We start from the raw sequence: 12,719 nt of genomic DNA, 5'->3' as shown, positions 1-12,719 counted from the left end.
CGGAGGGGACGGGCCCGCGCCGGGCACCGCCTAGGCTGGCCGCCATGGCCACGTTGATCCTCGTCCGGCACGGACGCTCCACCGCCAACACCTCCGGGCTCCTCGCCGGGCGCACGCCCGGGATCGCGCTCGACGAGCGCGGGGCCGCGCAGGCCGCCGCCCTCCCCGGACGCCTCGCGGACGTCCCGCTCGCCGCCGCCGTCTCCAGCCCCCTCCAGCGCTGCCGGGAGACCCTGCGGCCCCTCCTCGACGCCCGCCCGGACCTCCCGCTCCACGTCGAGGACCGGATCAACGAGTGCGACTACGGCGACTGGTCGGGCCGCAAGCTCGCCGAGCTCAACGACGAGCCCCTGATGGAGGTCGTCCAGGCGCACGCCTCCGCCGCCGCCTTCCCCGGCGGCGAGTCCATGCGCGCCATGCAGAACCGCGCCGTCGAGGCCGTGCGCGACTGGAACGCGCGGATCGAGGCCGAGCACGGCGAGGACGCCTGCTACCTCATGTGCTCCCACGGCGACATCGTCAAGTCGCTCGTGGCCGACGCCCTCGGCCTCCACCTCGACCTCTTCCAGCGCGTCCAGGTCGACCCCTGCTCGGTCACCGTCATCCGCTACACGCGGCTGCGCCCCTTCCTCCTCCGGCTCGGCGACACGGGGGACTTCGCCGGATTCGCCCCCCGCGAGCGCCCCGGGGACGGCGGGACGGCCGAGGTCGGTGGCGGTGCGGGCGCACCGTGATCCCTTCGCGCAGTAGGGTGGACGCGCCGCCGTAGCAAGACCGTCGAGACGCAAGGAGCCGGGAACGTGTCCCGTCAGGTGTTCCTCTACGACCCACCGGAGCGTTTCGTGGCCGGCACGGTCGGGCTGCCTGGCCGCCGTACGTTCTTCCTCCAGGCGTCCGCCGGCGGCCGGGTCACCAGCGTCGCCCTGGAGAAGATGCAGGTCGCCGCCCTCGCCGAGCGCATCGACGAACTCCTCGACGAGGTCGTCCGGCGCACCGGCGGCAACGCGCCCGTGCCCGCCGTCGCCCCCGCCGAGATCGCGGACACCGCCCCCCTCGACGTGCCCGTCGAGGAGGAGTTCCGGGTCGGCACCATGGCGCTCGCCTGGGACGGCGAGGAACAGCGCATGATCGTCGAGGCGCAGGCCCTCGTGGAGCTCGACGCGGACTCCGAGGAGGACCTCGCCGAGGCCGAGGAGCGGCTGCTCCAGGACGAGGAGAACGGCCCGCCGATGCTCCGGGTCCGCCTCACCGGCGCCCAGGCCCGGGCCTTCGCCAAGCGCGCCCTGGACGTCGTCAACGCCGGCCGCCCGCCGTGCCCGCTGTGCAGCCTGCCGCTCGACCCCGAGGGACACGTCTGCCCCCGCCAGAACGGATACCGCCGCGGAGCATGAGCAGCAGCCCCCAGACCCTGCCGGGCGCCGAACTGCTCGCCCGCGGTGAGCTGACCGTGCGCGGCCGGATCCGCGAGGCCTCCAACGCCGTCCTCTACTGCTCCGTCGCGTACGAGGGGCGGGAGGCCGCCTGCGTCTACAAGCCGGTCGCGGGGGAGCGGCCGCTGTGGGACTTCCCCGACGGCAACCTCGCCCGGCGCGAGGTCGCCGCGTACGAGGTCTCCGAGGCCACCGGCTGGGGTCTGGTCCCGCCGACGGTCCTGCGCGACGGCCCGTACGGGGAGGGCATGGTCCAGCTCTGGATCGAGGCCGACCCCGAGGCGCGGCTCCTGGCCCTCACCGAGGACGGGGAGCCGGGAGAGGGCTGGAAGGCCGTCGGGGAGGCCGAGGTCGGCGAGGGCCGCACCGCCCTCCTCGTGCACGCCGACACCCCCGCGCTGCGGCGGCTCGCCGTCCTGGACGCCGTCGTCAACAACGGCGACCGCAAGGGCGGGCACCTGCTGCCGGCCCCGGGCGGACACCTCTACGGCATCGACCACGGGGTCACCTTCCACGTCGAGGACAAGCTGCGCACCCTGCTGTGGGGATGGGCGGGCGAGGAACTGCCCGCCGAGGCGGTCGAGGTCCTCGACCGCCTCGACCGGTCCCTGGCGCCCGGAGCGCCGCTCGCCACCCGACTGGCCGAACTGCTCACCGGCGCCGAGGTGGCGGCGGTGCGCTCCCGCGTGGCGGCCCTGCGGGCGGGCGGACGCCACCCCGAGCCCTCGGGGCAGTGGCCCGCCATCCCCTGGCCGCCCGTCTGAGAACGGCCGTCCCGGGAGCCGCTCCAGGGCCCGTGGGACTCCGGCGCCCCAGGCGTTCGACCGAAAGGTTTCGGCCAAGCCGGGCGACGCCGCAGGCGCCTGCCAAGGGCACGCACGTGCGCATCCGCCCCGCAAGACCGCCTAATCGGTCAAGATCCCGGATCCGGTTCGTATCCGGAACACCTGTCCGGTTACGCTCGGGTCATGCATGCCTGGCCCGCTTCTGAGGTCCCCGCCCTTCCCGGCAAGGGCCGCGACCTCCGGATCCACGACACCGCGACCGGCGGACGAGTCACCCTCGCCCCCGGCCCCGTCGCCCGCATCTACGTCTGCGGCATCACCCCGTACGACGCGACCCACATGGGTCACGCGGCGACCTACAACGCGTTCGACCTCGTTCAGCGCGTGTGGCTCGACACCAAGCGGCAGGTTCACTACGTCCAGAACGTGACGGACGTGGACGACCCCCTCCTGGAGCGCGCGATCCGCGACGGCGTCGACTGGGTCGGCCTCGCCGAGCGCGAGACCGCCCTCTTCCGCGAGGACATGACGGCCCTGCGGATGCTCCCCCCGCAGCACTACATCGGTGCGGTCGAGGCCATACCGGGCATCGTCCCGCTCGTCGAGCGCCTGCGGGACTCCGGCGCCGCCTACGAGCTCGACGGCGACATCTACTTCTCCGTCGACGCCGACCCGCACTTCGGCCGGGTCTCGAACTACGACACCGAGCTGATGCGCCACCTCTCCGCCGAGCGCGGCGGCGACCCCGAGCGCCCCGGCAAGAAGAACCCGCTCGACCCCATGCTCTGGATGGCCGCCCGCGAGGGCGAGCCGAGCTGGGACGGCGGCAGCCTCGGCGCGGGCCGCCCCGGCTGGCACATCGAGTGCGTCGCCATCGCCCTCGACCACCTCGGCATGGGCTTCGACGTGCAGGGCGGCGGATCCGACCTGATCTTCCCGCACCACGAGATGGGCGCCTCGCACGCCCAGACCCTCACCGGCGAGTTCCCGATGGCCAAGGCGTACGTCCACGCCGGCATGGTCGGCCTCGACGGCGAGAAGATGTCCAAGTCCAGGGGCAACCTGGTCTTCGTCTCGAAGCTGCGCCGCGACGGCGTCGACCCGGCCGCGATCCGTCTCGCGCTGCTCTCCCACCACTACCGCGCCGACTGGGAGTGGACCGACCAGGTCCTCCAGGACGCCGTGGAGCGCCTCGGACGCTGGCGCGCCGCCGTCTCCCGCCCCGACGGGCCGTCCGCCGACGCCCTCGTCGAGGAGGTCCGCGAGGCCCTCGCCGACGACCTCGACGCGCCGGCCGCGCTCGTCGCGGTCGACCGCTGGGCCGCGCTCCAGGAGTCCGGAGGCGGCACCGACGACTCCGCCCCCGGCCTCGTCTCCCGCACGGTCGACGCGCTCCTGGGCGTCGCGCTGTAGGACGCCGGAGGACTCGCGCACGACACGAGGGAGGGGCGCCCGGAACCGGGCGCCCCTCCCTCACCGCTCGTCGCTCGTCACTTGCCGGAGTCGTCGCCCGGGCCCTCGCCGTTCTCCGGCTCTTCGCCGTCCGGGCCGCCGGAGTCCGGACGACCGTCGGACGGACCCTCGCCGCCGGACGGGCTCTCGCCGGACGGGTTCTCGCCGGGCGGGTTCTTGCCGGAAGGGTTCTCGCCCGTGGTGCCCCCGTCCGGAACGGACCCGCCTTCCGGCGCGTCCACCTCGGTTTCCGGCTCCGCACCCGCTTCCGGTACCGACTCCGCTTCCGGAACCGACTCAGTGCCCGGCACCGACTCCGGTCCCGGCTGCTCCGGCTTCGGCGGGCGGGTGCGACCGCTGCCCGGGTCGCGCAGGAACGGGGAGTCCCCGCCCTCCGTCGCCACCCCCGGACCGGGCCCCGTGCCCGGCTCGCGCCGCCGCAGGTACCGCTCGAACTCGCGGGCGATCGCCTCGCCCGACGCCTCCGGGAGCTCCGCGGTGTCCCGCGCCTCCTCCAGGGTCTGCACGTACTCGGCGACCTCGCTGTCCTCGGCCGCCAGCTGGTCCACGCCCACCTGCCAGGCCCGCGCGTCCTCGGGCAGCTCGCCCAGCGGGATGCGCAGCCCGATCAGGTCCTCCAGGCGGTTCAGCAGGGCCAGCGTCGCCTTCGGGTTCGGCGGCTGCGACACGTAGTGCGGCACCGCCGCCCACAGGCTCACGGCCGGCACGCCCGCGTGCGTGCACGCCTCCTGGAGGATGCCCACGATGCCCGTCGGGCCCTCGTACCGGGTCTCCTCCAGGTCCATCGTGCGCGCCAGGTCCGGGTCGGAGGTCACTCCGCTGACCGGGACCGGCCGGGTGTGCGGGGTGTCGCCGAGCAGCGCGCCCAGGATCACCACCATCTCCACGCCCAGCTCGTGCGCGAAGGCGAGCAGCTCGTTGCAGAAGGAGCGCCAGCGCATCGAGGGCTCGATCCCGCGCACGAGCACCAGGTCACGGGGCTTGTCGCCGCCCACCCGGACCACGGAGAGTCTGGTCGTCGGCCAGGTGATCTTCCGCACGCCGTTGTCCAGGAAGACCGTGGGCCGGTTCACCTGGAAGTCGTAGTAGTCCTCGGCGTCGAGCGCCGCGAACACCTCGCCCTTCCACTCCCGGTCCAGATGCGCGACCGCGGTGGAGGCGGCGTCCCCGGCGTCGTTCCAGCCCTCGAACGCGGCCACCATGACCGGGTCGATCAGCTCGGGCACCCCCTCGAGCTCGATCACCCAGCGCCTCCTTCTCGAAGTTCCTGTCGTACGGACCAACCTTACGGCTTTCCGGCGGTCCGTCCGCAGCCCCCGGACATCCCCGAAAACCCGTGCGGCCTTGATCGACTACCCAGGAACTCGCCCCCGCACACGGCGGGGTCACTCCTCCCAGAGGGTGCTGGGCGCCTCCCTCCGGACCACCGGCGCGATCTCCTCGGCGAAGCGCTGGAGCGTCTCGGCCTGCTCGGCCGTCGACTGCCCGAAGGCGTCGACCGTGACGGACTGGAGGTCGTGCCCGTAGTGCTCGTGGTAGCCGAGGATCTTGTCGATGATCTGCTGCGGCGAGCCGATCAGCTGGGGCCCGTCCGCCACGGCGTCCTCGATCGTGCGGAACGGGGTGTTGTAGCCGGCCTTCCCCTCCAGGTGCGGCCGGAAGCTCTGCCTGACCTTCGCCTCGTAGAGGTCCTTGTAGCGGGCGACCGCCTGCTCGGGGGTGTCGGCGATGAGCAGCCCGCCGGAACCGGCCGCCACGCGCGCGTGGGCCGGGTCGTGCCCGTACTCCTCGAACTTCTCGCGGTAGTGGGCGATGAGCCTCGCGTACGCCTCGCGGGGCTGGATCGCGTTGGCGGTGAAGAGCGGGTCGCCGTGCCTGGCCGCGAGCTCGGGGGAGTTGAGGCTGGTGGCCGAGCCGTGCCAGATCCGGGGCGGACCGGCGTACGGGCGCGGGACCGTGGTCACGTTCTTCAGGGCGGGCCGGAACTCGCCCTCCCAGTCGACGCCCTCCTCGGTCCAGAGCCGGCGGAGCAGCTCGTACTTCTCCTTCTGGAGGTCCCACTGCCGCTCCTCGTCCAGGCCGAAGAGGTCGAAGTGGCCGGCCTCCGCGCCCTTGCCGACGACGAGTTCGAGCCGGCCCCGGGAGAGCTGGTCGAGGGTGGCGTAGTCCTCGGCGACCCGGACCGGGTCCAGGATCGCGACCACGGTCACGCCGGTGAGGAGCCGGATCCGGGTGGTGCGGGCGGCGAGCGCGGCGAGCAGAACGGTCGGGGCCGAGGAGAGGAACGGGCCCGCGTGCCGCTCGCCGACCGCGTACGCGTCGAAGCCCAGCCGCTCGGCGGTCTCGCCGAGCGTGACGACCTGCTCCAACCGGTCGGCGGCGGACGGCAGTTCGCCGGTGAGCGGGTGAGGGGAGTGGGGGACGATCGTGAGCACCTGAAACTTCATGCTTCAACTCTGCGCGCGGAGTGTTGCGGGCGTGTGGACGGAGTGTGGCACGCCGAAGGGGCGGTCCCCCCGAGGAGGAACCGCCCCTGGAAACAGGCGGGTTACTTGCCCAGCATCGACTCGACCCCGGCGCGGACCTCGTCCGTCGCCAGGCCGCGGATGGTCAGCGTCGTGCGGCGGCGCAGCACGTCGTCGGCCGTCTCGGCCCACTCGTGGTCGCGGGCGTAGGCGACCTGCGCCCAGATCTCCGGCGCGTCCGGGTGAATACGGCGGGCGAGCTCCGGGTTCTCGTTCGCCATGCGGGCGATCTCGAAGGAGAGCGAGCCGTAGTGGGTCGCCAGGTGCTTGGCGGTGTCGGCGGCCATGCGCGGACCGGGCGCCGGGCCGTCGACGAGCAGCCGGTGGGCGACCGCGTTCGGGTTGGCTATGCCGGGCAGCGGCAGCCGCTTCGGCAGTGCCGACACCGGCTCGTAATCCTCGCCCAGCGGGTGGCCGGGCAGCTGCTCCAGCTTCTTCATGACCGTGCGGCCGATGTGGCGGAAGGTCGTCCACTTGCCGCCGGCCACCGACAGCATCCCGCCGCGGCCCTCGGTCACGACCGTCTCGCGCTTGGCCTTGGAGGTGTCGCCGGGGCCGCCGGGGAGCACCCGCAGCCCGGCGAAGGCGTAGGTGATGAGGTCGCGCGACAGCTGCTGGTCGCGGATGGAGAAGGCGGCCTCGTCCAGGATCTGGGCGGTGTCCTTCTCGGTGACCTCGACCTGGCCGGGGTCGCCCTCGTACTCCTCGTCGGTGGTGCCGAGCAGCAGCATGTCCTCCCAGGGGAGGGCGAAGGTGATGCGGTACTTGTCGATCGGGGTGGCGAGCGCGGCCTTCCACGGCGAGGTCCGCTTCAGGACCAGGTGCGCGCCCTTGGAGAGGCGGATGGAGGGGGCCGCGTTCGGGTCCTCCATCTTCCGCAGGTGGTCGACCCACGGGCCGGTCGCGTTCAGGACCAGACGGGCGTTCACGCCGAACTCGTCGCCGCTGGTGCGGTCCTTGAGCTCGGCGCCGGTGACCCGGCCGCGGGTGAAGCGCAGACCGGTGACCTCGGCGTGGTTGAGGACGGTGGCACCGGCGTCGACCGCGGCGCGGACCGTCATCAGCGCCATCCGGGCGTCGTTCATCTGGTCGTCGCCGTAGACGGCCACGGCCTTCAGGTCCTCGGTCCGCAGCTCCGGCACGTCCTGCGCGGCCTTGGCCGGGGAGAGCAGGTGGCCGACGCCGTCGCCGAACGCCGAGAGCGCGGAGTACGCGAAGACGCCGGCGCCCAGCTTGGCCGCGCCGTGCGGGCCGCCCTTGTAGACGGGCAGGTAGAAGGTGAGCGGATTGGCGAGGTGCGGGGCCACCTGGCGGGAGACCGCGCGCCGCTCGAAGTGGTTCTCCGCCACCAGCTTCACCGCACCGGTCTGCAGGTAGCGCAGACCGCCGTGGAGCAGCTTCGAGGAGGCGGAGGAGGTGGCGCCGGCGAAGTCGCCGGCGTCCACCAAGGCCACCCGCAGGCCCGACTGCGCGGCGTGCCAGGCGGTGGAGATGCCCAGGATGCCGCCGCCGATCACCAGGAGGTCGTACGTCGCCTTGGAGAGCTGTTCCCGGGTCTCGGCGCGGCTCGGCAGGGAACCGGCAGCCGGGCGCGTCCCCAGGGCGGGGACGCTCTGCAGGGTGGTCATGTCGCTTACTCCTCTTACTGCTCGCTCTTACTGCTCGTCGGATTCGTCTTCGAGCCAGCCCATGGAGCGCTCGACGGCCTTCAGCCAGCTCTTGTACTCGCGGTCGCGCTTGTCGGCGTCCATGCGGGGGGTCCATTCGGCGGCGCGGCGCCAGTTGGCGCGCAGCGCGTCGGTGTCGGGCCAGAAGCCGACGGCCAGGCCGGCGGCGTAGGCGGCGCCGAGGCAGGTGGTCTCGGCGACCATGGGGCGCACGACGGGCGCGTCCAGGAAGTCCGAGAGGGTCTGCATCAGCAGGTTGTTGGAGGTCATGCCGCCGTCGACCTTGAGCGCGGTCAGCTCGACGCCGGAGTCCTTCGTCATGGCGTCGGTGATCTCGCGGGTCTGCCAGGCGGTGGCCTCCAGGACGGCGCGGGCGATGTGCGCCTTGGTGACGTACCGGGTGAGACCGGCGATGACACCGCGCGCGTCGGAGCGCCAGTACGGGGCGAACAGGCCGGAGAAGGCCGGGACGAAGTAGGCGCCGCCGTTGTCCTCGACCGAGGACGCGAGGGTCTCGATCTCGGCGGCGGACTTGATCAGGCCCATCTGGTCGCGCATCCACTGCACCAGGGAGCCGGTGACGGCGATCGAGCCCTCCAGGGCGTAGACCGGCTTCTCGTCGCCGATCCGGTAGCCGACCGTGGTCAGCAGGCCGCTGTAGGAGTTGATGATCTTCTCGCCGGTGTTCATCAGCATGAAGGTGCCGGTGCCGTACGTGGACTTGGCCTCGCCCTCGGCGAAACACGTCTGGCCGAACAGGGCGGCCTGCTGGTCGCCGAGCGCGGAGGCGACCGGGACGCCGTCGAGGACGCCGCCCTTGACCGTGCCGTACACCTCGGCGGAGGAGCGGATCTCCGGCAGCACGGCCGCCGGGACCTCCATGGACTGGAGGATGCGCTCGTCCCAGGCCATCTCGTGGAGGTTCATCAGCATGGTGCGGGAGGCGTTGGTGACGTCGGTGACGTGCACGCCGCCGTCGACGCCGCCGGTCAGGTTCCAGATGACCCAGGAGTCCATGGTGCCGAAGAGGATGTCGCCGCGCTCGGCGCGCTCGCGCAGCCCCTCGACGTTGTCGAGCAGCCAGCGGACCTTCGGACCGGAGAAGTACGAGGCGAGGGGGAGGCCGGTCTCGCGGCGGAAGCGGTCCTGGCCGACGTTGCGGCCGAGCTCCCGGCAGAGGGCGTCGGTGCGGGTGTCCTGCCAGACGAGGGCGTTGTGGACCGGCTCGCCGGTGTTCCTGTCCCACAGCAGCGTGGTCTCGCGCTGGTTGGTGATGCCGATGGCCTTGACGTCGGCGGCGGTGATCTCCGCCTTCTCCAGGGCGCCGGCGACGACCTCCTGGACGTTGGTCCAGATCTCGGCGGCGTCGTGCTCCACCCAGCCCGGCTTCGGGAAGATCTGCTCGTGCTCCTTCTGGTCGACGGAGACGATCCGGCCGTCCTTGTCGAAGACGATGCAGCGGGAGGAGGTGGTGCCCTGGTCGATCGCGGCGATGAAGGGGCCGGAGGTGTGGGAGTCGGTCACGGTGTGCTCCAAGGGAGGTCTGGAAGAAGGACGGCTCAGGCGAACGCGAGGGTGTAGATACCCGCGGCGAGGGCGCCACCGATCAGCGGACCGGCGACCGGGATCCAGGCGTAGCTCCAGTCGGAGCCGCCCTTGTTCGGCAGCGGCAGCAGGGAGTGCACGATGCGCGGGCCGAGGTCGCGGGCCGGGTTGATGGCGTAGCCGGTCGGGCCGCCGAGCGAGAGGCCGATGGAGACCACGACGAAGGCGGTGATCAGGGCGCCTATGACGCCGAGGCCCTTGCCGCTGTCGTTGAGGCCCTGGGTGAGCACGGCGAGCACGAGCACGACGGTGCCGATGACCTCGGTGGCCAGGTTCTGCCAGGTGTTGCGGATCTCGGGGCCCGTGGAGAAGACGCCGAGCACCGGGCCGGGGCCCTCGATCGGCTTCTCGCCGATGGTCTCCGGGTCCGTGAGGTGGGCCTGGAACTGGCCGTAGTAGGCCACCCAGACCAGCGCCGCGCCGATCATCGCGCCGATCATCTGACCGGCGAAGTAGACGGGCACGTCGCCCCAGGCCCCGTCCTTGATCGCGATTCCGACCGTGACGGCGGGGTTCAGGTGGGCGCCGGAGAGGGAAGCCGTCATGTAGACGGCCGTCATGACGGCGAAGCCCCACCCGAAGGTGATCGCGAGCCAGCCCGCGCCGCGGGCTTTGGAGCTCTTGAGCGTGACGGCGGCGCACACGCCGCCGCCGAGCAGGATGAGTACGGCGGTACCGATGGTCTCGCCGAGGAAGATGTCGGAGCTGGACACCCGCGACTCCTTTGTCCTTCGTCCAGGGGAAGGCGAACCACGGGTCCCTCCGATGGTCCGCACCCTCGTGTTGAGGGCGTTTCCGGCCCTTGGCACTGCCACACCCTAACGCGTATTGCCGTTAGGTGTTCGACAATGCCGACCGGTGAACGGAAGTTTTGCCCCCGGGTTAACAGCGCGTCAAGGGTCCGGGAAGTGAAAAACCCGCCGATAACGCGATCGTTACCGGCGGGTTGGGGGGTGTCGACAGAGGGCGGAGGGGTACGGGGCGGGGCGCCCCGGAGACCTCAGAAGCGGCCGGCCCCCAGGTCCCGGGAGACCGCGCGGGCGCAGTCCCGCACCGCCGCCACCAGCTCCGGCCGCAGCTCGCCGTCCGGGCAGAGCCGCTCCACGGCGCCCGTCACCGCCACCGCCCCCACCGGCATCCGCCGCCGGTCGTGGATCGGCGCCGCCACCGACGCCACGCCCTCCCAGGTCTCCTCCACGTCCGCCGCCCAGCCCCGGGCCCGCACCGTGTCGAGCAGCGTCTCGAAGTCCCCGAGCTCCGTCGTCGTCCGGGGCGTGAGCGCCTCCCGCTCGACCTCCAGCACCTCGCTGTGCGCCACCGGGTCGTACGCCGAGAGGACCTTGCCCAGGGCCGTGGAGTGCAGCGGCTGCATGGCCCCCACCTCCAGGACCTGGCGGCTGTCGTCCGGCCGGAAGACGTGGTGCACGATCAGCACGCCCCGCTGGTGCAGCACCCCCAGGTGCACGCTCTCGCCGCTGGACCGGGCCAGATCGTCCGTCCAGACCAGGGCCCGCGCCCGCAGCTCGTGCACGTCCAGGTAGCTGTTGCCGAGCCGCAGCAGTTCCGCGCCCAGCTGATAGCGGCCCGAGGCCGCCTCCTGTTCCACGAAGCCCTCCGCCTGGAGGGTCCGCAGGATCCCGTGGGCCGTTCCCTTGGCGAGCCCGAGCGAGGACGCGATGTCCGAAAGGCCGAGCCGGCGCTCGCCGCCCGCGAGCAGTCGCAGCATGGCCGCCGCTCTTTCAAGCGACTGGATGTTCTTCGCCATCGCCCGGCCCCTATCCCTCTCACACTGTTCGACAATGCTGAACACTATCGGTCGATGCCGACCTTGCGTCACATCCCACAGTGTCGGTCAAGGAGGGGCAGGACCGGGAGTCCCCGGACAAAGGATGCCGTCCGTCTCGTGGGACACCGTGTCCACCCCGGCCCCCGCGCGGTTACGCTGACTCCGTGCACCCTCCACCGAGGGCGCAAAGCCGACAGCCGTCGCATCCCAGGGAGATCGCCCATGGCCCCGTTGCCGTCCCCTTCCGCCGCCTCCGCCTCCGGAGACGACCGGAACCGAGCCGCCGCCCTCCGCGAGGCCCTCGCGACCCGCGTGGTGGTCGCCGACGGAGCCATGGGAACCATGCTCCAGGCCCAGGACCCCACGCTCGAGGACTTCCAGAACCTCGAAGGCTGCAACGAGATCCTGAACGTCACCCGGCCCGACATCGTCCGTTCGGTGCACGAGGAGTACTTCTCCGTCGGCGTCGACTGCGTCGAGACCAACACCTTCGGCGCCAACCACGCGGCCCTGGGCGAGTACGACATCCCCGAGCGCGTCCACGAGCTCTCCGAGGCCGGTGCCCGGATCGCCCGCGAGGTCGCCGACGAGTTCACCGCCTCCACCGGCCGCCAGCGCTGGGTCCTCGGCTCGATCGGCCCCGGCACCAAGCTGCCGACCCTGGGCCACGCCCCGTACACCCTCCTGCGCGACGCCTACCAGCAGAACGCCGAGGGCCTGCTCGCCGGCGGTGCCGACGCGCTGCTCGTGGAGACCACCCAGGACCTCCTCCAGACCAAGGCCTCCGTGATCGGCGCCCGCCGCGCCCTGGACGCCCTGGGCGCCGACGTGCCGCTGATCGTGTCCGTCACCGTCGAGACCACCGGCACCATGCTCCTCGGCTCGGAGATCGGCGCCGCCCTGACGGCCCTGGAGCCGCTCGGCATCGACATGATCGGCCTGAACTGCGCCACCGGCCCCGCCGAGATGAGCGAGCACCTGCGCTACCTCGCCCGCCACTCCCGCATCCCGCTCTCCTGCATGCCCAACGCGGGCCTGCCGGTCCTGACCTCCGACGGCGCCCACTACCCCCTGTCGCCGGCCGAGCTGGCCGACGCCCAGGAGACCTTCGTCCGGGACTACGGCCTCTCCCTCATCGGCGGCTGCTGCGGTACGACCCCGGAGCACCTGCGCCAGGTCGTCGAGCGGGTCCGGGACCTCACCCCCGGCGCCCGCGAACCCCGTCCCGAGCCCGGTGCCGCCTCGCTCTACCAGACGGTGCCGTTCCGGCAGGACACGTCGTACATGGCGATTGGTGAGCGGACGAACGCGAACGGTTCCAAGAAGTTCCGTGAGGCGATGCTGGAGGCCCGGTGGGACGACTGTGTGGAGATGGCGCGGGACCAGATCCGTGAGGGCGCGCACATGCTGGATCTGTGCGTGGACTACGTCGGCCGGGACGGCGTGGC

Annotated in this window: 11 protein-coding genes; 5 read left to right on the top strand and 6 right to left on the bottom strand. The window is 72.3% G+C overall.

Annotated elements, in window-relative coordinates:
* The first annotated feature begins 44 nt into the window (after nucleotides 1–44).
* The 4 genes from ACIQKA_RS25335 to mshC all read left to right on the top strand — a co-directional run bounded on the left by ACIQKA_RS25335 (nucleotide 45) and on the right by mshC (nucleotide 3,628).
* Nucleotides 45–734 (top strand): histidine phosphatase family protein, encoded by a 690-nt coding sequence (locus ACIQKA_RS25335; RefSeq protein ID WP_383155029.1) that lies wholly within the window; start codon nucleotides 45–47, stop codon nucleotides 732–734.
* A 66-nt stretch (nucleotides 735–800) separates the two neighbouring features.
* Nucleotides 801–1,391 carry a DUF3090 domain-containing protein gene (locus ACIQKA_RS25330; protein WP_383438251.1) on the top strand — a complete coding sequence of 197 codons (591 nt, stop codon included), beginning with the start codon at nucleotides 801–803 and terminating at the stop codon, nucleotides 1,389–1,391.
* Nucleotides 1,388–2,194, top strand: a complete 807-nt coding sequence (locus ACIQKA_RS25325; RefSeq protein WP_402542466.1) for an SCO1664 family protein — start codon at nucleotides 1,388–1,390, stop codon at nucleotides 2,192–2,194. Before ACIQKA_RS25330 ends, ACIQKA_RS25325 begins: the two co-directional genes overlap by 4 nt.
* Nucleotides 2,195–2,398: 204 nt before the next feature.
* On the top strand, nucleotides 2,399–3,628 hold the full coding sequence (gene mshC, locus ACIQKA_RS25320) for a cysteine--1-D-myo-inosityl 2-amino-2-deoxy-alpha-D-glucopyranoside ligase (protein WP_383155022.1): 1,230 nt from the start codon (nucleotides 2,399–2,401) through the stop codon (nucleotides 3,626–3,628).
* A gap of 77 nt (nucleotides 3,629–3,705) precedes the next feature.
* On the opposite strand, the gene ACIQKA_RS25315 is transcribed toward mshC, so the two are convergent.
* The 6 genes from ACIQKA_RS25315 to ACIQKA_RS25290 form a co-directional block, all read right to left on the bottom strand.
* Nucleotides 3,706–4,932: a PAC2 family protein gene (locus ACIQKA_RS25315; RefSeq protein WP_402542464.1), complete on the bottom strand. Its 1,227-nt coding sequence runs from the start codon at nucleotides 4,930–4,932 to the stop codon at nucleotides 3,706–3,708.
* A gap of 141 nt (nucleotides 4,933–5,073) precedes the next feature.
* Nucleotides 5,074–6,135, bottom strand: a complete 1,062-nt coding sequence (locus ACIQKA_RS25310) for an LLM class flavin-dependent oxidoreductase (protein WP_383155018.1) — start codon at nucleotides 6,133–6,135, stop codon at nucleotides 5,074–5,076.
* A 101-nt stretch (nucleotides 6,136–6,236) separates the two neighbouring features.
* Nucleotides 6,237–7,841, bottom strand: a complete 1,605-nt coding sequence (locus ACIQKA_RS25305) for an FAD-dependent oxidoreductase (RefSeq protein WP_383438259.1) — start codon at nucleotides 7,839–7,841, stop codon at nucleotides 6,237–6,239.
* A 27-nt stretch (nucleotides 7,842–7,868) separates the two neighbouring features.
* Nucleotides 7,869–9,404: a glycerol kinase GlpK gene (gene glpK, locus ACIQKA_RS25300; protein WP_383155013.1), complete on the bottom strand. Its 1,536-nt coding sequence runs from the start codon at nucleotides 9,402–9,404 to the stop codon at nucleotides 7,869–7,871.
* Between the two features lie 35 nt (nucleotides 9,405–9,439).
* Complete coding sequence (locus ACIQKA_RS25295) at nucleotides 9,440–10,198, bottom strand: MIP/aquaporin family protein (protein WP_383155010.1); 759 nt, start codon at nucleotides 10,196–10,198, stop codon at nucleotides 9,440–9,442.
* 287 nt (nucleotides 10,199–10,485) lie between these two features.
* Nucleotides 10,486–11,250: an IclR family transcriptional regulator gene (locus ACIQKA_RS25290; RefSeq protein WP_366377797.1), complete on the bottom strand. Its 765-nt coding sequence runs from the start codon at nucleotides 11,248–11,250 to the stop codon at nucleotides 10,486–10,488.
* A gap of 243 nt (nucleotides 11,251–11,493) precedes the next feature.
* Between ACIQKA_RS25290 and ACIQKA_RS25285 the strand changes: the two genes are divergently transcribed.
* The coding region (locus tag ACIQKA_RS25285) for a homocysteine S-methyltransferase family protein (protein ID WP_402542462.1) at nucleotides 11,494–12,719 on the top strand (1,226 nt) is incomplete at its 3' end.

Origin of the sequence: Streptomyces sp. NPDC092045 (genome assembly GCF_044756005.1) — a bacterium.
Lineage (GTDB): Bacteria > Actinomycetota > Actinomycetes > Streptomycetales > Streptomycetaceae > Streptomyces.
Note: the sequence above shows the minus strand (reverse complement) of the source record. Positions and strands in the feature narration are given on the sequence as shown.

Bases quoted from the DNA above. Each gene is read 5' to 3' on its own strand.
- ACIQKA_RS25335 (WP_383155029.1), top strand. From the start codon at position 45: ATGGCCACGTTGATCCTCGTCCGGCACGGACGCTCCACCGCCAACACC.
- ACIQKA_RS25325 (WP_402542466.1), top strand. From the start codon at position 1,388: ATGAGCAGCAGCCCCCAGACCCTGCCGGGCGCCGAACTGCTCGCCCGC.
- mshC (WP_383155022.1), top strand. From the start codon at position 2,399: ATGCATGCCTGGCCCGCTTCTGAGGTCCCCGCCCTTCCCGGCAAGGGC.
- ACIQKA_RS25310 (WP_383155018.1), bottom strand. From the start codon at position 6,135: ATGAAGTTTCAGGTGCTCACGATCGTCCCCCACTCCCCTCACCCGCTC.
- ACIQKA_RS25305 (WP_383438259.1), bottom strand. From the start codon at position 7,841: ATGACCACCCTGCAGAGCGTCCCCGCCCTGGGGACGCGCCCGGCTGCC.
- ACIQKA_RS25290 (WP_366377797.1), bottom strand. From the start codon at position 11,250: ATGGCGAAGAACATCCAGTCGCTTGAAAGAGCGGCGGCCATGCTGCGA.